19 protein-coding genes are annotated in these 24,048 nt (G+C 35.0%); 13 read left to right on the top strand and 6 right to left on the bottom strand.

Going from position 1 to position 24,048, the window contains the following annotated elements; translation table 11 throughout:
* The first annotated feature begins 57 nt into the window (after nucleotides 1-57).
* From FLB_RS12065 to FLB_RS12050, 4 genes are all read left to right on the top strand, one after another.
* A complete protein-coding gene (locus FLB_RS12065) occupies nucleotides 58-1,281 on the top strand; it encodes a hemolysin family protein (protein ID WP_064716206.1) in 1,224 nt (407 codons plus the stop codon).
* Between the two features lie 168 nt (nucleotides 1,282-1,449).
* Nucleotides 1,450-2,451 (top strand): GTPase ObgE, encoded by a 1,002-nt coding sequence (gene obgE / locus FLB_RS12060; protein WP_064716205.1) that lies wholly within the window; start codon nucleotides 1,450-1,452, stop codon nucleotides 2,449-2,451.
* A 177-nt stretch (nucleotides 2,452-2,628) separates the two neighbouring features.
* Nucleotides 2,629-4,773: a S46 family peptidase gene (locus tag FLB_RS12055; RefSeq protein ID WP_064716204.1), complete on the top strand. Its 2,145-nt coding sequence runs from the start codon at nucleotides 2,629-2,631 to the stop codon at nucleotides 4,771-4,773.
* Between the two features lie 130 nt (nucleotides 4,774-4,903).
* On the top strand, nucleotides 4,904-5,128 hold the full coding sequence (locus tag FLB_RS12050; RefSeq protein WP_064716203.1) for a hypothetical protein: 225 nt from the start codon (nucleotides 4,904-4,906) through the stop codon (nucleotides 5,126-5,128).
* Here FLB_RS12050 and FLB_RS12045 read toward each other — a convergent pair.
* The 3 genes from FLB_RS12045 to FLB_RS12035 form a co-directional block, all read right to left on the bottom strand.
* Nucleotides 5,118-6,149 carry a glycosyltransferase family protein gene (locus FLB_RS12045; RefSeq protein WP_064716202.1) on the bottom strand — a complete coding sequence of 344 codons (1,032 nt, stop codon included), beginning with the start codon at nucleotides 6,147-6,149 and terminating at the stop codon, nucleotides 5,118-5,120. The two genes, FLB_RS12050 and FLB_RS12045, sit on opposite strands and share 11 nt — an antisense overlap.
* Nucleotides 6,150-6,157: 8 nt before the next feature.
* Entirely contained in the window at nucleotides 6,158-6,973 is an 816-nt protein-coding gene (locus FLB_RS12040; protein WP_064716201.1) for a UDP-2,3-diacylglucosamine diphosphatase, read from the bottom strand.
* Between the two features lie 230 nt (nucleotides 6,974-7,203).
* Nucleotides 7,204-13,683, bottom strand: coding sequence for a carboxypeptidase-like regulatory domain-containing protein (locus FLB_RS12035; protein WP_064716200.1), 6,480 nt, complete (start codon nucleotides 13,681-13,683; stop codon nucleotides 7,204-7,206).
* Between the two features lie 129 nt (nucleotides 13,684-13,812).
* On the opposite strand from FLB_RS12035, the gene FLB_RS12030 reads away from it, so the two are divergent.
* The 3 genes from FLB_RS12030 to FLB_RS12020 are packed head-to-tail and all read left to right on the top strand — an operon-like array spanning nucleotide 13,813 to nucleotide 16,373.
* Nucleotides 13,813-14,502: a tetratricopeptide repeat protein gene (locus tag FLB_RS12030; protein WP_064716199.1), complete on the top strand. Its 690-nt coding sequence runs from the start codon at nucleotides 13,813-13,815 to the stop codon at nucleotides 14,500-14,502.
* Nucleotides 14,503-14,547: 45 nt separating this feature from the next.
* A complete protein-coding gene (locus tag FLB_RS12025; protein WP_064716198.1) occupies nucleotides 14,548-15,903 on the top strand; it encodes a UDP-N-acetylmuramate--L-alanine ligase in 1,356 nt (451 codons plus the stop codon).
* Between the two features lie 11 nt (nucleotides 15,904-15,914).
* Entirely contained in the window at nucleotides 15,915-16,373 is a 459-nt protein-coding gene (locus FLB_RS12020; RefSeq protein ID WP_064716197.1) for a GNAT family N-acetyltransferase, read from the top strand.
* A 108-nt stretch (nucleotides 16,374-16,481) separates the two neighbouring features.
* Here FLB_RS12020 and FLB_RS12015 read toward each other — a convergent pair whose 3' ends face one another.
* A complete protein-coding gene (locus FLB_RS12015) occupies nucleotides 16,482-17,102 on the bottom strand; it encodes a DUF1287 domain-containing protein (protein ID WP_064716196.1) in 621 nt (206 codons plus the stop codon).
* 70 nt (nucleotides 17,103-17,172) lie between these two features.
* Here FLB_RS12015 and radC point away from each other — a divergent pair, with 70 nt between their 5' ends.
* Genes radC through FLB_RS11990 form a run of 5 tightly spaced genes read left to right on the top strand, consistent with a single transcriptional unit; the run spans nucleotide 17,173 to nucleotide 20,393 of the window.
* On the top strand, nucleotides 17,173-17,865 hold the full coding sequence (radC, locus tag FLB_RS12010; protein WP_064716195.1) for a RadC family protein: 693 nt from the start codon (nucleotides 17,173-17,175) through the stop codon (nucleotides 17,863-17,865).
* 53 nt (nucleotides 17,866-17,918) lie between these two features.
* The gene (locus tag FLB_RS12005) at nucleotides 17,919-18,422 is read left to right on the top strand and encodes an antitoxin Xre-like helix-turn-helix domain-containing protein (RefSeq protein ID WP_064716194.1); all 504 of its coding nucleotides are present in this window, start codon (nucleotides 17,919-17,921) and stop codon (nucleotides 18,420-18,422) included.
* Entirely contained in the window at nucleotides 18,422-18,880 is a 459-nt protein-coding gene (locus FLB_RS12000; RefSeq protein ID WP_064716193.1) for an RES family NAD+ phosphorylase, read from the top strand. Before FLB_RS12005 ends, FLB_RS12000 begins: the two co-directional genes overlap by 1 nt.
* 5 nt (nucleotides 18,881-18,885) lie before the next feature.
* Nucleotides 18,886-19,575: a YjjG family noncanonical pyrimidine nucleotidase gene (locus FLB_RS11995; RefSeq protein WP_064716192.1), complete on the top strand. Its 690-nt coding sequence runs from the start codon at nucleotides 18,886-18,888 to the stop codon at nucleotides 19,573-19,575.
* Between the two features lie 59 nt (nucleotides 19,576-19,634).
* Nucleotides 19,635-20,393, top strand: coding sequence for a hypothetical protein (locus tag FLB_RS11990; protein ID WP_064716191.1), 759 nt, complete (start codon nucleotides 19,635-19,637; stop codon nucleotides 20,391-20,393).
* A gap of 130 nt (nucleotides 20,394-20,523) precedes the next feature.
* Here FLB_RS11990 and FLB_RS11985 read toward each other — a convergent pair whose 3' ends face one another.
* A complete protein-coding gene (locus FLB_RS11985) occupies nucleotides 20,524-21,801 on the bottom strand; it encodes a replication-associated recombination protein A (RefSeq protein WP_064716190.1) in 1,278 nt (425 codons plus the stop codon).
* Nucleotides 21,802-22,303: 502 nt separating this feature from the next.
* Between FLB_RS11985 and FLB_RS11980 the strand changes: the two genes are divergently transcribed.
* Nucleotides 22,304-23,083, top strand: coding sequence for a rhomboid family intramembrane serine protease (locus FLB_RS11980; RefSeq protein ID WP_064716189.1), 780 nt, complete (start codon nucleotides 22,304-22,306; stop codon nucleotides 23,081-23,083).
* Nucleotides 23,084-23,150: 67 nt separating this feature from the next.
* Here the strand turns inward: FLB_RS11980 and rlmB are convergent, their stop codons facing one another.
* Nucleotides 23,151-23,885, bottom strand: a complete 735-nt coding sequence (gene rlmB / locus FLB_RS11975; RefSeq protein WP_064716188.1) for a 23S rRNA (guanosine(2251)-2'-O)-methyltransferase RlmB — start codon at nucleotides 23,883-23,885, stop codon at nucleotides 23,151-23,153.
* Nucleotides 23,886-24,048 lie beyond the last annotated feature (163 nt).

Genomic DNA, 24,048 nt, shown 5'->3' with positions numbered 1-24,048 from the left:
ATAAAATTGGAATTACTGATTATCTTTTTTCTAATACTCTTAAATGGCGTTTTCTCTATGTCAGAAATCGCATTGATTTCAGCAAGGAAAAATAGATTAGAAACAGCAGCAAAAAAAGGAAATAAAAGCGCTAAAACGGCACTCGATTTAGCCAATTCACCCAATAAATTTTTATCAACCGTTCAAATTGGAATTACCTTAATCGGAATCTTGACGGGGATTTATTCTGGAGATAAAATCACGAATGATGTTGAACTTTTTGTTCAAGGCTTTGAAGTTTTTCATCCTTATGCTCATTCTATAGCGGTTGGAATTGTTGTCGTGGTGTTAACTTTCTTCTCACTAGTATTAGGCGAGTTGTTGCCCAAAAGAATTGGTCTCAATCATCCCGAGTCTATTGCAAAGACGGTAGCAATGCCAATGAAATTTATTTCGATAATCACGGCTCCTTTTATATGGTTACTTACTTCTTCTACAGATGCTATTTTGGATATTTTGCAAATCAAACCTACGGCAGACGGAAAAGTAACGGAGGAAGAAATCAAAGCCATTATCAAAGAAGGAACCGAAGGAGGGGAAGTACAAGAAATTGAGCAAGATATCGTAGAGCGCGTTTTTCATATTGGTGATCGAAAAGTCAATTCTTTAATGACGCACAGAAAATCAGTTGTTTTCTTGCCTTTTGACGCAAATAAGGAACAAGTGCGACAATTGATGTTGAAAGAATTGCATTCTATTTATCCTGTCTACAAAGAAAACTTTGATGATATTGTTGGGGTAGTGAATTTGAAGAATATTTTTTCTCATTTTGAGAATGAAAATTTCAATTTGGCCGATATCATGACCGAAGCGCCTTTTATCATGGAGCAAACTACAGCTTACACTGCGCTAGAAGATTTTAAGAAAACAGGAATTCATTACGCCTTTGTTTCTGATGAATATGGCGTGTTTCAGGGAGTGATTACATTGAACGATATACTAGAAGCGTTAGTTGGTGATGCTGCTGAGTTCTACAAAGATGATTTTCAACTAATAGAAAGAGAAGATGGTTCTTGGTTGGTGGATGGGCATTATTCATTACACGATTTCTTGACTTTTTTCGAGCTGGATGAATTAATCAATGATTATGAGGTAACCACTGTTAGTGGATTAATTATGACCGAATTGTCACACATTCCTAAACAAGGAGAGAAATTGATCTGGCAAAAGTTTGAGCTAGAAGTGATTGATATGGATGGGGTTAAGATAGATAAAGTAATGGTGAAAGCCTTAAATGGTTAATTTGGTTTAGGGTTTAAATGTTTAATGTTGTTGGTTCTCAGAACAATTTTAAACTTTTGAATTTTAAACTTTTAAACAAGAAAAAATGACAGAAGATTTGAAATTAAAAGGAGGACAGTCAGTGGCTGTCAGGTTTTTTTTTAGATTTTTTGAAAAGTAAAAGAAATTATGACAGAAGGAAATTTTGTAGATTACGTAAAAATATTTGTTTCATCGGGTAAAGGTGGAAAAGGATCTACGCATTTGCACAGGGAGAAATTTATACAATACGGTGGGCCAGATGGTGGAGATGGTGGTCGAGGAGGACACATTTATCTAGTAGGAAATAAAGGGCTTTGGACTTTATTTCATCTAAAATTTGCCCGTCATATCAAAGCGGGTCATGGAGGAGATGGTGGTGGCGACAGAAGTACTGGTGCTGATGGAGAAGATAAATTTATCGAGGTACCATTAGGAACCGTTGTTAAAGACAAAGAAACAGGCGAAACATTATTTGAAATCACAGAAGACGGAGAAAAACAAGTTTTATGCCGCGGCGGAAAAGGGGGGTTAGGTAACTGGCATTTCCGTAGTTCGACCAATCAAACACCAAGATATGCGCAACCGGGTTTACCAGGCGTTGAAATGGATGTGATTCTTGAATTAAAAGTTTTGGCGGATGTTGGTTTAGTAGGTTTCCCAAATGCTGGAAAATCAACTTTGCTATCGGTGTTGACTTCTGCGAAACCTAAAATTGCCGACTATCCTTTTACGACTTTAAAACCTAATTTAGGAATTGTTGCTTATCGCGATTATCAGTCGTTTGTGATTGCTGATATTCCTGGTATTATTGAAGGTGCAGCAGAAGGAAAGGGATTAGGTCATTATTTCTTACGCCACATCGAAAGAAATTCTACGCTGTTGTTCTTGGTTCCAGTAGATACGCCAGATATCAAAGCGGAATACGATATTTTAGTTAACGAATTGACCAAATACAATCCAGAAATGCTCGACAAAGAACGTTTGTTGGTTATTTCCAAAATTGATATGCTCGATGACGAATTAAAAGCAGAACTAAAAGCCGATTTAGACGTGGCTTTTAAAGATGTTCCTTATATGTTCATTTCATCTGTTGCCCAACAAGGTTTGACCGAATTGAAAGATAAATTATGGAAAATGTTGAACGAATAGTTTCTTTTCCTTCAAATATAAAAAGGTGTTCTTGAAAAAGAGCACCTTTTTTTTGTTTTGTAAAATTCATAAAATTAAGTTAAGAAAGAGAATGTAAAATGTGATTTTGAATGTCAAAAGTCATTTAAAATGCGAAAATGACTTATATTCGCAATGCTAAAATAAATATATACCTATATGAAAAAGATTGTCTTATTCTTGACCTTATGCCTTATGGCTTTTCCTGTAAAAGCTGACGAAGGAATGTGGTTCTTGATGTTTATCGAAAGATTAAACCATAGAGATATGGAAAAAATGGGCTTGCAATTGACAGCCGAAGAAATTTACAGTATCAATCACCACAGTTTGAAAGATGCGATTGTACAATTCAATGGCGGATGTACTGCCGAAATTGTTTCAAAACAAGGTCTAGTTTTAACCAATCACCACTGCGGTTATGATGCCATAGCAGAATTGTCAACAGAACAAAACAACTATTTGAAAAATGGATTTTGGGCGAAAGACAAAAGTCAAGAAATGAAGCCAAAATCTTTGTTCGTTCGTTTCTTTGTACGTATGGATGATGTTTCTAAACGTATTTTGTCTAAAGTAAACGATAAAATGACAGAAGCTGAGCGCAACAAAGCCATTCAACAAGAAATTGCTTTGATTGAGAAAGAAAACAGTGAAGGTGGAAAATATACCGTTTCGGTTCGTCCATTTTTTCAAGGAAATGAATACTACTATTTCGTTTATCAAGATTACAAAGACGTGCGTTTGGTAGGAACTCCAACAGAGAGTTTAGGGAAGTTTGGTGGAGATACTGACAACTGGGAATGGCCACGCCACACGGCTGATTTTTCTATGTTTAGAGTGTATGCGGATAAAGATGGAAATCCAGCAGAGTATTCTAAAGATAATGTGCCATTGCAACCTAAGCATTATTTGCCAATAAGCTTAAAAGGAGTGCAAGAAAACGATTATGCTATGATTTTAGGTTATCCAGGTCGTACCAATCGATGGATGCCAGCTAATGGAATCGAGCAAAACGTAAAATTTGCTTATCCTGCATGGGTTGAAGGTGCCAAAACAGGTATGGACAATATGAAAAAGTTTATGACCAAAGATGCTACGGTAAATTTGCAATATGCTTCTAAATATGCGTCTACTGCTAACTATTGGAAAAATCGTCAAGGGATGATTGATGCTTTGACTAAAGCTAAAACGGCTCAAACCAAAACGAAAGAAGAAGCTAAATTCAATGCTTGGGCTAATAAAGCAGAAAATAAAGCGAAATATGGAGACGTTATTGCTACAATCAATAACTACTATGCACAAACCAACTTAAAAGCGCGTCACGATAACTACTTGACACAATTATTGCGTACTGCTGCTTATGGTGCTTTGCCTGCTAGTTTAGGTAATGGTTTGATTGCTTTTGCTAAAGAAAACGAAGCAAAGAGAACTGAAATGTTGCCAAAACTTATTGCTGCGATTGATGGTGCTTACGGAAGTTTGTACGCTCCTCTTGAAAAAGAAGTGTTGATCGCACAATTGAATTTATATGCTGCTAAAGCAGCTGAATATGGATTAGCTCCAAAAGTGGCTGAAATGAAAGCGACTAACAATGGTGATTTCACAAATGATGTAAACAAAGCAGTGACTTCTAGTATTTTTAGTTCAAAAGATGCAGTGCTTGCTTTTTTGAAAGAGCCAAAAGTTGAAACGATTGCAAACGATCCTTTGTATGTTGTTTCTAGTGATTTGGTGACTAAAATCAGAGCGAAATCGCCAGAACAAGCCAAAGCTGATGATGATTTTGCTATAGCTTTCCGCAAATTGGTCGAAGGTTTGAGAGAATCAAAATTGAATACGATTCAGTATCCAGATGCAAACTCAACTTTGCGTTTGACTTACGGAAAAGTAAAAGCGTTACCTGCTGACAAACGTAACGACGCTAAAGTGAACAATTATACTACTATGGCCGGAATGGTAAACAAATACAAAGCAGGTGACGCTGAGTTTGACTTACCTTCTCGTTTATTAGAATTGAATAAAGCCAATGATTTTGGTCAGTATGCTGACAAAGCAGGATATATGCCAGTAAACTTCTTAACGGATAATGATATTACGGGTGGTAACTCAGGTTCACCAGTATTGAACGGAAAAGGAGAGTTGATTGGAGTTGCTTTTGATGGTAACATTGAAGCGATGGCGGGTGATGTTATTTTTGATAAAAAATTACAAAGAACCATCAATTTAGATATTCGTTTTGTGCTTTGGATTATTGATAAATATGCTGGAGCTCAAAATATTATTGATGAAATGACTATCGTAAAATAGTTTAAAAAAGAGGCTCTACCACGAAATGTGTGGGTTTTTAACAAATGTTTTAAATTAAAAAAAGACTATTCAAAAATTTTAACCATTAAGATATTAAGGCAATTAAGACTTAATTAAACTTAATATCTTAATGGTTCAAAAACAAAATTTAATAAATCTTAATTGGAAACCCACACAAATGGTGGTAGAACCAAAAAAGAAAATTGAAGGCAAGAAAGAAAATTGTGGCTCTCTAGCCCCGATAGCAGCGAAAATCCTTTGGTGGCGGGGTTCGACACCAAAGATTGTAGCGGATAGCGGGACGATGACCACTAAAGTGCCCATTTTTTCTGCTCCTAAAAATTTTAATAAATAAGACCGTCTTGATTCATTTCAAGGCGGTTTTGTTTTTGAGGATAGGTGTCAAACATGAAGTCTAAAGTGTGTGGAATGACATTGGCTTCGATTCTAGGGTAATTCATAGGCAGTGAAAGCCAATTTTCTATGATTAAATCGAAATCTGGTCCGACTTCGTAAATAACGGGAATGCCCATTTTTTTTAGGGCGGCGGCGTTGCATTCTTGCTCGTAATGTTTTCGAATGGGGATGGAAAGGATTTTTTTGCGAAGGTATAAAGCTTCTGAAGGCGTTTCAAATCCGCCGCCAGTGATGATGCCTTGACATTTGATTAAACTTTTGTTGAACAAGGTTTGGTCTACGGGATAATAAGTGATGTTTTTGATTTTATGCTTTGTTTTGACATCGCTCAAAAACCAGTGAAAACGCTCGTTGGGTAATTTATTGAAGGCTTTTTCTAAACACTCTTTTTGAAAAGAAGGAAGGTAAACGGTGATATGTCCGCTGTTTTTTGGGTCCGCGTTTAAAATTTCGTCCTTGATGATGGGAGGCAAAATAAAATCATCGTAACGCTCAAAATGCAATCCAATATTTTGTGGAGCGGGCGCATAATGTTTGAAAATTAATTCACCCATGACATCTTTTCTTTCGGGTCGTGGGGTTAGTTTGGACCTGAAACTGGCTTGATGACCAAAGGATACCGAATGTTTTTTTTGCAATTTACAAGCCAATGAAGTGATGGAATCAAAATCGTTGATGATGACATCGTATTGGTCTAATGGTAGCGAGCGAGCGTCGTTGTAGATTTGGTTGGGCTTTATTTTTTTGGCAATGTTCCAATAATCTAATCCGCCACATTGACTGTAATGAAGGCTCAAACCGTTGCTTCTGTATTTGATTGGAATGCTTGGGTTTAGCGTCGCATAAGTGCCGCTTAAGAGGAAATCTACTTCACCATATTTTTGTAGGTAAGGATAGAGCTGAATGGCTCGGCTAATGTGTCCGTTTCCTGTGGCTTGGATGGCGTAGAATATTTTCATTTTATGGATTAGGATAAAATTTTGACCACAATGTCGTTCTTGATTTTTTCTTCGGAGGTGTCGGCATCTTTGTAATGTTCTTTACGATATTGGTAAATACTCCATTTTCCTTTTTTGTATTCCAAAGCGGTTAAATTCTCGACCCAATCACCACTGTTGAGATAAGTGACTTGTCCGTGCTCATTTTCGATGGTTTTCATTTGAGGTTTATGGATATGGCCACAAACCACGAAGCTGTAGCCTTTTTCTATGGCGATTTCGGCGGCTGTGGTTTCGAAATTACTGATAAAAGCGACGGCTTTTTTTACACTGTCTTTGATGGTTTTGGAGTAACTTCTTTTTTCTTTGCCGAACAATTCGCGAAACCAATTGATACAACTGTTGATTAGAATCAGTAAATCATAGCCTTTGCCACCCAATTTTGCGAGAATTTTGGCGTAGCCTCTGGTGGAAGAATCAAATACATCGCCGTGAAAGAACCAGGTTTTTTTTCCATCGATTTCTAAAATCAATTTGTCGACCAACTCAAAATTTCCTAAAGCAAAATCTGAATATTTACGAAGGGCTTCATCGTGATTTCCGGTAATGTAGATGACTCTTGTGCCTAAATTGGAGAGTTTTATGATTTGTCTCAAAACATTCATGTGGGCAACAGGAAAGTAACTTTTACTGAAATTCCACATATCGATAATGTCGCCATTGAGAATTAAGATTTGCGGTTGAATGGATTTGAGGTATTGCAGTAATTCTTTGGCTTGGCAACCATACGTGCCCAAATGCACATCACTAATTACGACTAGAGGAATTTTTCGTTTACTTTTCATATGTGTGAATTATATTTTTTAAAGGACACATATGGTATGCTTCGCCAATTCGCTTCACTCGGGTCGACTTGCTTCTCTTCGGTGTTTGCTTAGGCAAACTTTTGGTTGTTATCGATTTCATATAAAGTTTTTACGAAAATAAGATGGTAGTGTTAGGGGAATGTGATTTTAGTATTATTTATATATAAAAAAAGGCCTCATTTTGAGACCTTTGTTGTTAAGACGTAGTTTTATTGTTCTTTTGTGTTTATTCGAATCCCTTTCGTGTGATTGTTGAATTCTGGTGCATACATACTTTCAATAGTGGTAATTCCGTTAGAGAAGTCCCCTTGATTATTTATTCGAGTATCGTATTCTAGGACATAAGTACCTTTGTTAATATGGTCAAAAAAGAAATGCGTAGCAGCATCTTTTGTACTCATATAATAACTTAGTTCGCCTTTGTATTGGTATTCCGAAAGTACATTTACAGGTTCAAAACAAGCAGCACGCATATCTTTTAAATGAACAAATTCCATGTCTTCTTTTGAAGAAATGATTAATCGGATGGTTACTAAATCGCCAATTTTTAAACTATTTTTAGTGGTAACTTTTTGTAATTCTTCTCCTGAAAGCGAATTTTTCTTCAGATATAATTCTTTAGCTATAGATAAAACCGTTCCCGAATTAGTTTTAATTTTGTCTAAGTCCTCAAAATATTGCCAATATACGCCTCCAAATCCTGGAACTTTCGATTTGTTTTGTATAGTAATGTGGGCCATTTCTTTCTTGATTTCATCGGCTTTCCAATTGAGTTTGAGATATCCTGTTTCGGCTTCTTTTTCGTTTTCGGATAACTTTTTGGTAAGGATTTTTTCGTCTCCAATTTTTAAGATGGTATTGTCTTTAACACTCAACCAATCGTTTCCTTGTAGTAACAAGGCATAAATAGCTTCGGTGGTGGATTTTGTAGTGGGCCAGTTTTTGGTTTGTTTATTTTTCAGTAACCAAACTTTCATAGCATCCACCGATTTTGTATCGTCTAAAACTTCTGTGAAGGCTTCAATCAATAGTGCCTGAGTTTCTATAGGTGCTTGGTACCAATACCAGCCAGCTTTGTTGGCAATCCAATACATGCCCCAATCTTCATTATTGGAAGCGGTTTCTTTTAGACTTTCTAGAATTTTTTTAGCGGATTCTTTTTCTCCAAATCGGTGTAAAGCCAAGGCGGCTAATCCTTTTTCATATAATGAGTAGCCCAACCAATCTGTTTTGGCCGTTTCAAGATACCTTTTTGTAGTTTTTGTTAAAGTATCTGAAAGGGGATAATTTTTCAAGTAAAAACTACGGGTATATAGATAATGCAAATCAAAATTGGGGTTCAACCAAATTAATTTGTCAGTAGTTTTTAAATCTTGAGTTCTAATTTTGTATTGTTCTAAAAATTTTTGATCCAAGAAAGGAATACCTGTTTTAGCAATTTGATTTATTCTATTTGGGTCGCTTTTTTCATTAGTCAATTTTGCCAAATGTCCTAATCCAGCCAAAATATGTCGGGTAATGTATTCACTTTCAGTACCACCGTCAAACCAAGCAAATCCTCCTGAAGAGGTCTGTTTTTGCTTTAGTTTATTGAATGTCGTTTCTTGTGAGGACTTCATTTTTTCTAAATCGAAAAGCAAGGCGAGATGCTTCTTTTTTTCTTCTTCGTTTTGAGCATCATTCAACCAAGGTGTTTCGGCCAAAATCATCGATTTGAGTTCTTCGTTTTCTTCAAGTTTAGAATTTAACTTTCCGTTTTTTCTCCATGTTTCAAAAAGAGTCGCAATTTTTGGGTTACTTGAAATGATTGATGAAGCCAAGGCATTAGCATAAAAACGTGCAAAAGTTTGTTCGGCACATTCGTGTTCATATTCCATCAAATACGGCAAGGATTGAATGGCTAGCCAAGTAGGGTTAGAGGTATATTCCAAAACAAATTGATGATTTCGTAAAGTAGTCGAAGGATTGTTTTTTAGGTTTTCAAAACTGTATTCTTTTTTTGAATTTTCTCGTACCCAAATAGGAATACTTTCGGTTACCAGCATTGAATTGCTCAAAACAGGGAGGATATTTTCTTCTCCATCTGAGAAATTGTCTGCTTTTGCCAAGATTTTATATTGAATACCTTGCATCCCTTCAGGAATATAGATTTTCCAACTCACAAGGCTGTTCCCTAAAGGAGCAGTCTTGAAACTTTTAACCGTTTTAGTGTTTGCTGTTTTTGCATCAATAGATTGCATAGTAGTGGCATCAAAAAGCTGTAAAAGAGCCATGCCATTTTTGGTTTCATTAGTCATATTACTCACTTTTGCAGTAATGACAATCGAATCTTTTTCTCTAAAGAAGCGAGGGAAATTGGGTATAACCATCAGTTCTTTTTGGGTAATTACACTTTTTTCTAAATAACCCGAAACGGCTTCTTTGTTGTGTGCCAATAGACGAAGTTTCCAAGCGGTCAAGGCTTCTGGTGAAGTAAAATTGAAGTTCACTTTGCCTTTGGCATCTGTTCTTAGGTTAGGAAAAAAGAATGCGGTCTCTGATAGATTTTTTCTTGCTTTTACTTGTGTTAAGGCTTCTAATGATTTTTTGGTTATTACGATAATAACACCATTTTTGCCCTTACTGCCGTATAATGCCGTGGCTTTTTCATTTTTTAAAACATCTATGGAAATAATGTCTGATGGATTTAAATTTTTAAGCGTTTCTTCAGAAGCATTTTCTCCATCGATGATAATTAGTGGAGTACTTTGATTTCCTGTTAAAGAAGCAGCTCCTCTAATTCGAATTCCTGATACTTTTCCCTGTAATCTTTCTTCTATTCCAGCGGTATTGTATACGGTATTGTCCTCTTCAACAACTGCTACTGCACCTGCAGATACTTTGCTTTTATGGACTCCGTAGCCGGTGACTACAACTTCTTCTAAGGTTCCACTGGCTAAATCTAATTGTACATTGACGACTTTATTATTGATTTTTGTTTTTTTGGTCTCGAATCCCAAATAAGAGAAAGTGAGTTCTTCTCCAAAGCTAGCTTCAATTTGGTAGTACCCATCAAAATCCGTTTGTGTACCTCTTTCTATGCCTTTAATAAAGATGTTTACTCCTGGTAAAGGAAATTTTCCATCTGTTACAATTCCTGAAATTAGTACAGCATTCAGCGGTTTTTTGCTTTTTTTATTTAGTTGTTTTCGATATAAATCTATTTGTTGTGGTGTATAAGAATCATTAAAGTCAAATCCAAACCACATTAAATGTGTAAATTCTTCATCTAGTTGGATACGATTGAAAAAAGGATTTAGATTTTGAAGGCTACTGTAGGTTTTATCAAATCCTAAAAATGTTTTACGATTTATAGCATTATAATAGTAATCGTTAAAATTTAAACTTGACCAATCTTTTTTAGTGAATTGATCCAAGGAACTATCATACATAGCCGCTAAGATTTCGGATTCTTTGCTGGTATTAGTAGATTTTAATTGAAAAGACCAATTTTCGGTACTTCCGGGTTGAATTTTGTTTCTAAAGCTTTCTACAGAAAAATCTAATGTTGGTTTTATTTCTGCTAACTTAATTTCTAATTGTTCGCTAAACGTTTGGTTTTCAAAGATACTTTCAAAGCCTAAAGTGACTCCTTTTTCAAATTCCTTTTTTAGCGGAATCTTTATTATAGTTTCATTATTTTCTAAGTGAAAAGTGTCTTCAAAATAAAGATAGCTTTGATAATTCCCTGTCGTGTTAATGAAAAGTTCTGGAATAATCGAAGACAGTCTTACTTCAACAAAACCATCTCTTTTGGGGTCGGCATTGATTTGTTTTGCAGTGAATAATTTGCTTGGATCAAATTTGTCTTTACTTTGAACGATTTGAAAAGTTGCGCTCGTTTCTATTGGATTATTAAAGTTGTCTATGGCTGAAAATACTACTTTATAATTTCCAGATTTATAATTGGAAATGAAATCTAAAACCAAATTTTTATCTTTTTCAGTGTCAATTTTTTTGGAGAAGACTACTATTTCCGTAGGTTTTGTTATTGGTTTTTCATTTGCTTCATAAGGAAATAGTTTTTCAAATTCTTCATCTGAAATAGTAGTGATTTCAGGTATAGGAAAGGTTCTATCTTTGAATTTTTTAGAAAATGGACTTACGAAATACAATTTAACTTCTCCTTTTGTAGCTTGAAATTCCAAGTTAAGATTGGTGCTGTTTAACTTGATTTCGTTCTTGTCTTTGGTTTCAATGCGATGAGGGACCGAAGCTGAAAGCATTAGAGAGTGATAACCAACCCTAACGGTTGTGTTGCTCTTGCGTGTTTCGCCATTAATGTCAGTCACAGTAGCTGAAATATGATACTCATTTATGTCTAATCTTTTTTTTGCAAAATCCCCATAAGGCTTGGCAATAAAATTGATTTTGAAATTCCCCGAAGCGTCGGTTTTTGTCTCGCCCACTATAACTTTTTCGAATTTACCATTTGGATTGTAATAGTAATCATTTTCTGAAACGTAGAGTTTATTGGTAACTTCGTATTGCACTTTTGCGTCTGAAATGGCGCTTCCAGCAAAAGCTTTTGCTTTTCCGATTACAGTTACATTTTGATTAACTTGGTATACCTGCTTTAAAGCTTCAAAAGAGACTTCGAATTTTGGACGTTTATATTCTTCTACTGTAAACGAAAGATTTGAATTTATAAAATCAACCTTATCCCAAAACGGGTGCTCTTCAGTTGTTTTAATGTAAAGTAGATCGTTCTCGTAAGTAGTTGGTTTATTAGCAACAATGCTAAAACTTCCCGTTAGCCCTGTTTTTGGAAGTTCAAATTCTCCAAAAAAAGAACCAAATTCATTAGTAGTGGTATCAAATTCTTTGAAAGTGTTGTAATTAGCATCTTTTAGAAGGATATGGAATGTCGTGTTGGGTATAACTTGGGATTCATTTTTGCTTTTTTGGAATGCTATCCCTTTATAATATACCGTTTGACCAGGACGATAAATAGCTCTGTCTAAGTAAAATTCAACTTTTCCGATAGGTTTTTTATCTTCTATTTGTTTATAATCATAGCCGTTATACAAATATCTTTTTTGGGTGAATAGGGTGTCATTTTTGGTTGAGAATTCTATCGACTCATAATCATAGTTGTTTTTTTCTTTGGTGTAAAAAGCTATGCCTTTTTTATCTGTTTTTAGGGTTTGATTTAGCAATTTTATTGTCACCTCTTCTAATGGTTTTCCCGTTTTTCTATCTAAAACTTGATAGTATTCCATGTTGTTTTTTTGAGAAGCTAAAACAGCAATATTTGAAATAGTAATTGTTTCATAAGCACTAGCCTTACCATTCTCGTTATATCCATCGCTCTCAAAGTAAACCAAATATTGACCCGTTTTTAATTGTGGTAAAAGGATTTCTGTTGTGTATTCAAAGTAATCATTCTTGTTTTCTAATTCATAGTTTTGACTTTTAATCGGCTTCTTTTCTTTTATCTCAGCGATTATACTGTCTTTGCTGTATGGCGGATTTTGAAATTCTTGCACCGTTTTTTGGTCAATTTTATAAAAAGAGACCGAAAGGCGATTTAGATTTTTATAATTAATATAGGCTCTTCTGTGTTCATCATTGTAGTTGTATTTTTGGAGTTGAACCGTTAGGGATTTTGCACTGATTTCTTGTTTTTTTTGTAAGGCTAATTTATGAGCATTAGAACGATTGTTGACTTTGATAATACTATCAAGTACAGAAATGGCTTGTATCTTATAATTTGGATGTGTCTCTTTAGAGGCGTATTTGTTAAGTTCAATAGCTTTTTCTAATTGAATTTTTTGAGTCAAAACAACATCTTTGGTATCCTTTTGTAACGCATTCAATGCTTTCAAATACAACTCATTTGAATCTAACAATGTAGTATTGCAAAATTGCATTCTATCCAGTAGGTTTTGTGTGTTTGGCTTAGTAAGTTCTTGTTTTTGAAATAGACGTAGTATTTTTTTTATGTTTTCGTCTTTTACGAATTCAAAATTAAGAAGGACAAAATCAGCGGATTTCCCTAATAATTGTTTTTCCAATTGATTAAGTTTATTATCTGGATTTATCCAATTGCCAATTTCATCTTTGTAAAATTCAATGTTTTCTTTTAGTAGGTATTCAAAGAGAGTTTCACTATTGAATTCTTTTGATGCTGCAAAATCAAATAGTTCTTCATATTGTTTTAAAGTAGTTTTCTTTAAAATAGCTTCGTCTGCTAAAGTTTTTGTTATCGAAGAAGCAATTTCTTTTTCGAAGTCTTTACTGGTCCAAGTAAGAAAATCATCATCAAGACTAACCGTATTAGTTCTATTGTAAATCAAATAAGCATTTTGATTTTTGTATGTCTTCAAACATTTCCCATAAATCCAATTCAAAATAGCTTTTGATGGTGTTGAAGCTTGATTGATTTCTTTCTTTAAATTGAGAATAATTTTTTTTTGTGCATTTTCGTCGACTACTTGCAAATATTTAGATTCGTAAAAAAAGCATTTAATGATTTGTACTTCATTTTTATCAGAAATTGCTTTTTTGTGTATTTTGTTTACAATAGCATTTGCGGATTTCAATTTCCCTTGATTTTCAAATTGAATTACTTTTTGCCAGTTTTTATCATAATCTTGAGCAAAGAGGGTACTTGATAGTAATAAAAGTAGATAGCATATTTTTTTCATAAGCTTGTTTTTATATCTAGAGTGTTTTTTGATTGAAAAGGTTGGAAGGTCGCAAAAAGTATTTGGTACAAATTACTATTTTTTATTTAAAGTGAAACGAAACTTACTGCATTTTCTTATTTTTGAAGAATGAAAAAATCAGCATTGTTTTTTATTCTATTTCCTCTTTTTATGGTTTCACAATCTAATTTCGAAACTGCCGAAAAGTTATTTGAAGCCGGAAAGTACGCACAAGCAGTTCCTTTGTTTGAGTCGGTATTGAAAACAAATCCAAATGATTTGAAGGCTCTCGAATTTCTTGGCGATATCGCTGGAAAACAAAAGCAATGGGATAAAGCACTAGGCTATTACAATAAATTAAAAAAAGCAAAACCCAATGAAGCCGATTATCATTACAAATGTGGTGGGGTTATGGGAATGAAAGCCAAAGAGGTGAATAAATTCAAGGCTTTGGGGATGATTGGGGATATACGTTCGTCTTTTGAAAAGGCTATAGCAATCGAACCTAAACACATTGATGCAAGATGGGCACTCATTGAACTCAATTTGCAATTGCCCGGAATAGTTGGTGGTAGTCAATCCAAAGCGATACAGTATTCTAATGAGTTATTGAAAATTTCTCCTGTGGATGGTTATTTGTCACGTGGACATATTGAGGAGTATTTCGACCGCTATTCGGCTGCTGAAATTCAATATAAAAAAGCGCACGAAATTGGCAATTCAAAAGTCACTTTTCAAAAATTATATCAATTATATTTGAAAAAATTAAATAACCCCAAGAAAGCGCAAGAACTAAAAGTGCAATTTGAAAAAAATTAATCAAATTTCATTTGGAATTTGGAACCTATAAATCTAGAATTTACTATGAAAACTCATTTTATAGCTATTGGCGGAAGTGCCATGCACAATTTGGCCTTGGCTCTTCACAACAAAGGATATCAAGTAACAGGTAGCGACGATGCTATTTTCGAACCTTCAAAATCTCGTTTGGATAAAAAAGGAATTTTGCCTGCTGAACTAGGTTGGTTTCCTGAAAAAATCACTGCTGATATTGAAGCCGTAATTCTAGGGATGCACGCAAAAGCTGATAATCCAGAATTGTTAAAAGCGCAAGAATTAGGATTGAAAATCTATTCTTATCCTGAGTTTTTATACGAACAATCCAAAAACAAAACCCGTGTTGTGATAGGAGGTTCGCACGGAAAAACTACTATTACCTCAATGATTTTGCACGTGATGCACTATCATAACATAGCAGTAGATTATATGGTGGGCGCCCAATTGGAAGGCTTTGATACTATGGTTCATCTTACAGAAGAAAATGATTTTATGGTTTTGGAAGGGGATGAGTATTTGTCTTCACCAATTGACAGAAGGCCTAAATTTCACTTATATCAACCTAATATTGCTTTGATTTCTGGAATTGCTTGGGACCATATCAATGTGTTTCCGACCTATGAAAATTATGTCAATCAATTCGAGATTTTTATTGACAAAATCACCAATGGCGGAATTTTAGTGTATAATGCCGATGATTCAGAAGTGAAAAGAGTGGCCGAAGCAGCTACGAATCCTATTCGAAAAATGGCGTATACTACTCCAAACTATGATGTAAAAGATGGCGTAACACTTTTAGAAACGCCAGAAGGTCCTATGCCAATTGAAGTTTTTGGTGCGCATAATTTGAATAATCTCGCTGGAGCCAAATGGATTTGTCAAAATATGGGTGTAGATGAAGCTGATTTTTATGAAGCGATTGGTAGTTTTAAAGGAGCTTCGAAACGATTAGAGAAAATAGCCGAAGGAAAAGGGAAAGTAGCTTACAAAGATTTTGCGCATTCACCAAGTAAAGTGGCGGCAACCACTAAGGCAGTAAAAGAACAATATCCTGATCGCACTTTAGTAGCTTGTTTGGAATTGCACACTTACAGTAGTCTGAATGCCGAATTCTTAAAAGAATATGAAGGAGCACTTGAATATGCAGATGTTGCCGTAGTTTTCTATTCTCCGGATGCCGTAAAAATTAAACAACTCGAAGAAGTGACGTATGAACAAATAGCCAAAGCTTTCAATAGAGAAGACTTAATTATTTATACTAATCCAGGCGAATTCAAGACTTTTTTGTTTAATCAAAATTTAGAGAATTCTGCACTATTGCTAATGAGTTCTGGAAATTATGGAGGATTGAATTTTGATGAGGTAAAAGATATAATTAAGTAATTTTTTTTGTAATGAAAGAGCAAGTTACGATTGTAAAAACAACCAGTGAAAATCCTGATTTCTTGAAGCTAATAAAAGCTTTAGACGATAGTCTTTGGGGAACGTATCCCGAGTTGAAAGCTGATTATTGGGGAAATAATAAAATTGAATTTAATCCCAATGTGGTGTTGGTTTATTATAATGATAAGGCGGTGGCTTGTTGTTGTTTTAAGAAGTACAATCAAAACACTATTGAAATAAAACGAATGTTTGTAGATCAAGTAATGCGTGGTAAAGGAATAGCGAAGCAAATGTTGCAAGAATTACAGTCTTGGGCAAAAGATTTAGGATATTCTATTTCGGTATTAGAAACCTTACATAAGCAAACGGCTGCAATAGGAATGTATCAAAAAGTTGGGTATAGTATTGTTGAAAATTATCCGCCTTATGAAGGGTTAGCAAATAGTATTTGCATGCGAAAAAACATTTAAAATGTAGCGGTTCGCGTTTAGTCTATTTAGCTATTAGAAAATTGTTTTTTTATATCGTTTAAAATATGGTGTTGTATTTTGAAATTTTCTGCATCAAAACGTAAAAAATTAATATTTATGTTGGCTGTTTTCATACTGATAATGGCCAACTATTTTATACTTAAATAAGCAATCTTCTAGGACTTGTCCGTACCCTACATTATGAACAATCAAGGAACGCAAGCCATCACTTGTTTTCTTATGAGTTACAATTCCTATGTGAGGAAGTTTTCCGTTAATCATCCAAGTGACAATGTCTCCGGTTTTGTAATCCTTAGCGTTATCGGATACTAATAGTTTTTTACCTTTTCTTTCAAAGAATACTTCCAAATTTGGTACCCTTCTGTGGTCAATGTTAGTATCGGTTTTCTTCATTCCCCATTTTTTGAGATTAGGATATTTTGAAAAATTTGCCTTCATATCCTCGTGTACTTCTTTTTGTAAATCAATATTGAGTTTTCTGTAGGCTCTTATTACCACATCGGTACAAACGCCTTTGTTTTTGGGTACATCCCCATTTGGATATTTTATGGAACAGTACGTTGGGTCATATATCACATTTGGATTGATAATTGCCAGCACAGCTTCCGAAAGTTGTAGGGAAAAAGGTTTTGTATTTGCTGTTATAGCTGGATTTATAGAAGTAGACGAAAAATAATTTAGTAGGAAAATTAAATAAATTGCTTTCATTTTTTTACTTTTATTATAAAACGATGTTTTTTCAAAACTAGTATAGTGTTCAATTTTAATTGTTTAGTATTTGGAAGCAACTAATTTTCCCATTACCCATTGGTCTGAAGATGACAAACCTCGCGAAAAAATGATGCTCAAAGGTAAAAGTGCTTTAAGCGATGCCGAATTGGTAGCCATTTTGATTGGTTCAGGAAGTAGAAATGAATCGGCAGTGGCGCTGAGTAAACGTATTTTAGCTAGTGTCAATAATAATTTGTCTTCTTTAGGCAAACAATCTTTAGCTCAATTAATGGAATTTAAAGGCATAGGCGAGGCCAAAGCCATTACGATTGCAGCTGCTTTAGAATTAGGCCGACGCAGAAAAGAAGAGAGCCCTCTCGAATTGGTAAAAGTAACTTCTAGTAAAGTTGTGTATCAAGAAATGCATCCTATTATAGGGGAGTTGCCCCATGAAGAATTTTGGGTGGTTTATCTCAATAATTCGAATAAGATAATTTTTAAAGCACAGCTCAGCAAAGGAGGAATTACAGGAACTGTTGTCGATGTGCGATTAGTATTTAAAATAGCATTAGAGCAAAATGCTGTAGCTATTGTTTTGGCGCATAATCATCCGTCAGGAAAACTCCAAGCCAGTGAAGCCGATATTCAAGTAACTAAAAGAATTAAAAATGCTGGGCAACAATTGGAAATTCCAATTTTAGACCATGTAATTGTTGCAGAGCATGGTTATTTTAGCTTTGCTGATGAAGGAATTTTGTAACTAATGTTTTTGTTACAGACATTTGTCTTATATTTGCAGACAAATGTCTTTTTATGGAAGCGATTAAACTAAATTCTCAAACAGCTATAAATGCAATGGTGCGTTCCTTTGTTTCTAAATTGGAGCAAAGCAGTGGCTACAAAGTGTTGAATAAAAAATTGACGTATGCTGATTTTTTAAAGAATAAAATGCTAATTGTTCACGCCATTCGCGAAGGGATTCCCTATGATTTTTTCAAATTGATTCAAGAACAAACGCCTTTTAATGAAGAAGATTGGGCGCTTTTCTTAGGAATATCCACAAAATCATTACAACGCAGTCGCGCCAAGGATAGTTTTGTTTTTAAACCTTTACAATCCGAAAAAATATTAGAACTGGCCGAAGTCACCACCGTTGGCAGAGCAATTTTCGATTCAGAAGAACAGTTTTACAGCTGGCTAACACTTCCTTCTTATGCTTTAGGCAATCTAAAACCAATTGAGTTATTGCGAGATTCTTACGGCAAAGAAATGGTCTTGCAAGAAATGATAAAAATCGACCAAGGTATTTTTGTGTAATGGAAGTTTTTCGACTAGCTAGAAAGAAATATCCCATAGAACTATCTGGAAAAGGCGCTTCAATGTGCGGTGCGAGATGGAATTCTAAAGGCACAGAAATCATTTATACGGCAGAAAGTAGAGCGCTTGCTATGGCTGAAGTGGTAGTGCATTTGTCCTTAGCTACTTTACCAAGTGATTTTGTGATGTTAACCATTGCTATTCCTGATACTATTGAGGTTTTGGAAGTTAAAATGACTGATTTACAATCGGATTGGAATGTATTTCCTTCCTCTTTTCATACCGCTGTAATTGGTGATCGCTTTATTCAACAAAATGATTTTGCGATACTCAAAGTACCTTCGGCTGTGGTTAAAGGAGATTTTAATTTCTTAATCAATCCGTTTCATCAGGATTTTAAGCAAATTCAAATTATAGATCAAGTTGATTTCCCTTTTGATAAACGAATATTCAAATAAATTTTATGCTGTTAAAAAATATTACCGATGTCTTTTTTGATTTAGATCATACCCTTTGGGATTTTGACAAAAATTCTGAAATGGCTTTTGATACCATCTTCAAAAAAAATCATCCTGATGTGTATACGACCTCATTTATAGAAAAATATATCCCGATTAACCAAGCCTGTTGGAAACTGTATCAAAAAGATCAAATTTCGCATGACCAATTGCGTTATGATCGATTGAAATTGTCATTTGATGCCTTAGGATATGCCATTTCTGACGCAGCAATCCATCAAATGGCAATTGATTATATTGAGTTATTGCCTGAAAATAACTTTTTATTCGAAGGGACTATCGATATTTTAGAATACTTGCATAAGAAATACACTTTGCACATCATTACAAACGGTTTTGCTGCTGTTCAAGATAAAAAAGTTAGAAATTCTAATTTAGAAATTTATTTTAAAACCATCACAAATTCAGAAATGGCAGGAGTTAAGAAACCGAATCCTATTATTTTTGAGCACGCACTCGAAGTGGCAAATACCAAAAAGGAGCAGAGTGTAATGATTGGTGATTGCCTCGACGCAGATGTAAATGGGGCTATAAATGCTGGTTTAACAGCTATATTTTTCAATCCAAATCAAGTTCCCGTAGACCCCGAAATCAAACAAGTGAAACATTTATTAGAGTTACAAAATTTCTTGTAACTTTAAACCAATTAGAAAGAGGCTTTTTCCTCTGTTTTTTTACTTTAAAAATAATGATAATGAAAGTACGTTTTTTATTCTTTTTCGCCCTTTTGACCAGTTTTTCATTTGCTCAATCGCTAAATGATTTTAGAGCGGTTATTGTTCCTTTGAAATTTGATTTTCAAAAACAAACAAATGAATACCGTGTCTCTACACTAACGAAGTTTAATTTGACTAAAGCTGGTTTTGAAGCCTTTTATGCAGAAGAGCCTAATCCCTACGACAAATGCAGTTTGTTGTATATTGACGTTATTAATTTAAAAGCATTTTTGGCTACCAAGATGTATTTTGTCTTGAAAGATTGCAATGGAAAAGAAATATTTAAATCAACTACAGGCTATACCAAAGAAAAAGACTATCAATTAGCCTACACAGAGGTGCTAAATGAAGCTTTTAATTCGTTGTATGCTATGAATTATAAATATACTCCAGGCGCAATACCGGCAGTTACATCAACTGCAAGCCAAGTTTCTACTCCAAATCCTGTTCCAGTCCCAGTGGTAACTAATGTTAGTACGCCAGTTAGTACTGTAGTAGCGGCTAACGCAGCTGCGAACACTACCGTTTATTATGCGCAGCCTACAGCCAATGGCTATCAATTAATAGATACAACTCCAAAAGTTGTTATGAAGTTATACAAAACCTCCAAAAACGATTACTTCACTGCTGTTAGAGACGGCGTTCAAGGCGCTTTGCTTTTAAAAGACAACGAGTGGTATTTTGAATATTATAAAAATGAACAGCTAATGTCTGAAAAAATAGCTATTAAGTTTTAGTTAGCTTAGAATACCAACCGAACAAAAAAAACGAGAATGCTTTGATTTATCAAAGTATTCTCGTTTTTTTAAACCTTAAACCTTAAACCTTAAACCTTAAACCTTAAACCTTAAACCTTAAACCCTTTTATCAATACCCATACTTCTCCTTCCATCTATTTTTCAAAAACTCTCGAATACTGTTTTCTCTTGAGTTATTACCGGGAACATAAATAGGCGTGTTGCTCAGTGCGTCAGGAAGGAATTCTTGTTCGGCAAAATTGTTCGCGTAATCGTGCGAATATTTGTATTCTTCGCCATAGCCCAACTCTTTCATTAATTTTGTTGGAGCATTTCTTAAGTGTAAGGGTACAGGCAAATCTCCGGTTTGTTTTACGATTTGTTGAGCGGTGCCTATGGCCATATACGAGGTATTGCTTTTTGGAGAAGTTGCCAAATACACCGCACACTGACTCAAAATAATGCGGCTCTCAGGATAGCCAATCGTGGCCACTGCTTGAAAAGTATTGTTAGCCATAATAAATGCCGTCGGATTAGCATTGCCAATGTCTTCACTTGCCAAAATCAACATTCGTCTGGCTATGAATTTAACGTCCTCTCCGCCTTCAATCATTCTAGCCAACCAATATACCGCCCCGTTGGGATCACTCCCTCGAATCGATTTTATAAAAGCGGAAACAATGTCATAATGCTGTTCTCCCGTCTTGTCATACAACACTGTATTTTGTTGCGCCAATTCCAAAACTCGCTCATTGGTAATAATTATTGGTTCCGAGGCCGAGGCATTGACCACCAATTCAAATATATTAAGCAGTTTTCTACCATCACCTCCAGATAATCGCAACAAAGCTTCGGTTTCTTGTAATTCAATTTTTTTGCTGGCCAAAATGGAGTCCGCTTTCATTGCTCTTTCCAGCAAAGATTCTAAATCCTGTTTTGTAAAAGCATTCAAAATATACACTTGACAGCGAGAAAGCAAAGCGGGAATCACCTCGAAACTCGGATTTTCTGTCGTAGCACCAATCAAAGTAATCCATCCTTTTTCCACCGCCGCCAAAAGCGAATCTTGTTGCGATTTACTAAAACGATGAATCTCATCAATAAACAAAATCGGATTTTTGGCTGTAAACAAACCGCCACTTTGCTTGGCTTTTTCAATCACATCCCGAATGTCCTTTACCCCCGAATTGATGGCGCTCAATTCATAAAATGGGCGTTTAGATTCCTGTGCAATAATCTGTGCCAGCGTAGTTTTGCCAGTCCCAGGAGGTCCCCACAATAGGAGCGAGGGGATGATTCCGTTCTTAATTTGTTGCGTTAAAGAGCCGTTTGGGCCTACCAAATGGGTTTGGCTAATATAATCGGTGAGTTGTTGTGGTCGAATACGTTCTGCTAAAGGTGCTTCCATCTTGCAAAAATAAACATTTTTATAGTTTTCAGGAGCTATTCCAGCTGTACATTACAAGTCCTCGCACCGCGCTCTTTTTTTTCTAGGCATAAAAGGAGCTTCCTTTGGTCGCTCTTTTCTGCCAAGAAAAAAGTAGAGCGCGGCACTCCGGGCTTTCCATTCCCATCTGGGCTAAGCCTACCAAGACGCATTGGGTATGACAATTTAGCATTTCTGCTATTTTGGATGTATTTTTGAGAATTACTAATGAAGTTTATAGGCTTAATGCTATAAATGCAGTACTTAATAAAAAATGTACAACATATAAGTCATTTTAGTTTTACATTAAATAAGTAAAGTGAAAATAGTAGATCATTTAAGTATTTTAGATTGTTTTAAAGGAAGAGTAGGAACTTATATTTCCTTTTATCCAGCAGTCTTAAAAGCTAATTTAACAAACTTACTTGACTTATATGTTAACTATTTAAACGCTGAATATTTTCTAATATAGTACATTTATCCAATGGAAGAAAACCATTTTCAATTTCGTAATCGCGTAGTCTTATTGCCACTCCTTTTTTTATTGACTATTTGGATGGTCTATTGGATAGAAATCCGTTTCCATTTCGATTTTGATAAAAATGGTATTTTACCAAGAACGTTATCGGGATTGCAAGGCATTCTTTTCAGTCCTTTCATCCATTCCGATTTATTGCATCTGTATAATAATTCCCTGCCATTACTCGTTTTGTTGACTGCCCTGTCTTATTTTTATCCTAAACAAACGCTAGCTGTTCTTTGCTTCGGAATAGTTTTATCTGGTGGTATTACTTGGGTTATTGGTCGTCCTAATTATCATATTGGTGCTAGTGGACTCATTTATGTTTTAGTCAGTTTTATATTCTTTAAAGGAATTCAAACGCAATATTATCGATTGGTAGCGCTTTCTTTAGCCGTCGTTTTGGTTTATGGTGGGTTGATTTGGTATGTCTTCCCCGAAGTAGATAATACCATTTCTTGGGAAGGTCATTTAGCGGGCTTTATCACTGGATTTTTATTGTCTATTATTTTCAAAGCCGAAGAGTATCAAAAAATCTATAAATACGAATGGGAACGCCCAGATTATGACCCATCGCAAGATAAATTTATGCAACGTTTTGACGAGAATGGCAACTTTGTCAATCCACCAAAGCCAGAGGTAGAGGAGGAGATAGATCCTGTAATGGCGTATTTTACTTCCAATTTACCCATTCATTACGATTGTGTTCCCACACAAAAAAAGGAACCAAAACAAGAGTTTTGATTCCTTTTCGATATTTATTTATGTTTGATTCTATTTACTACGTAGTCTACTATCTGCCTTCTACAATCTAGCTACGCTGTCTCACAGCTTCATATAGAAAAGCGCCACAAGCAACTGAAACGTTTAATGAACCAATGGTTCCAAACATAGGCAATTTTGCCTTCTCGTCAATGATTTTTAAAACCGATGGATTAATACCTCGATCTTCTGCTCCCATTACAATAGCAGTAGGCCCAGAAAGCGTTACATCATACAAACTTTGCTCTGTTTTCTCAGTAGCCGCAACCGTGCTAATGCCGCTAGCCTGCAGTAAGAAAATAGCATCTTTAATATGATCCACTTTACAAATCGGAATATTAAAAACAGCTCCTGCCGATGTTTTTACGGTATCTCCATTTACTGGTGCCGAACCTGATTTTTGAACGATTATTCCATTAACACCAGTACATTCAGCAGTTCTGATGATGGCTCCAAAATTTCTAGCGTCAGAAATTCCGTCTAGCACTAAGAATAACGGATTCTTCCCGTTTTCAAGAACTGTCTCAATCAAAGATTCTAAATCAAAAAATGAAATAGGAGAGATGGTTGCCACGGCACCTTGGTGATTATTTGGAGTAAGTCGGTTGAGTTTCTCAACAGGAACATAAGAGAAATTAATGTTTTCTCTTTTCATGACTTTCATTAAGTCTTTCATTAATTCGCCACTAGCTTCCTTTTGAATGTAAACTTTATCCACTGTTGCCCCCGCTTGAATCGCTTCGATGATGGCTCTTATCCCAAATATTTGATGTTCTTTTTCCATCTTGCAAAATTAGTATTTTAATGTTGAATTATTGCAATGCCTATGTCGTATTCTGTTTTTTGTTAAAATGATTCTTTATTCTAAATGTTTAATAGATCATATAATAATATTTTTTGTTCAGAATAAATTAAGAAATGTAGTATGGAATTTTGTTTTCTTTTTT

The organism is Flavobacterium succinicans, from assembly GCF_001662485.1.
GTDB lineage: Bacteria > Bacteroidota > Bacteroidia > Flavobacteriales > Flavobacteriaceae > Flavobacterium > Flavobacterium succinicans_A.
The sequence above is the reverse complement of the archived record's forward strand: the minus strand, read 5'-3'. Positions and strand labels throughout refer to the sequence as shown.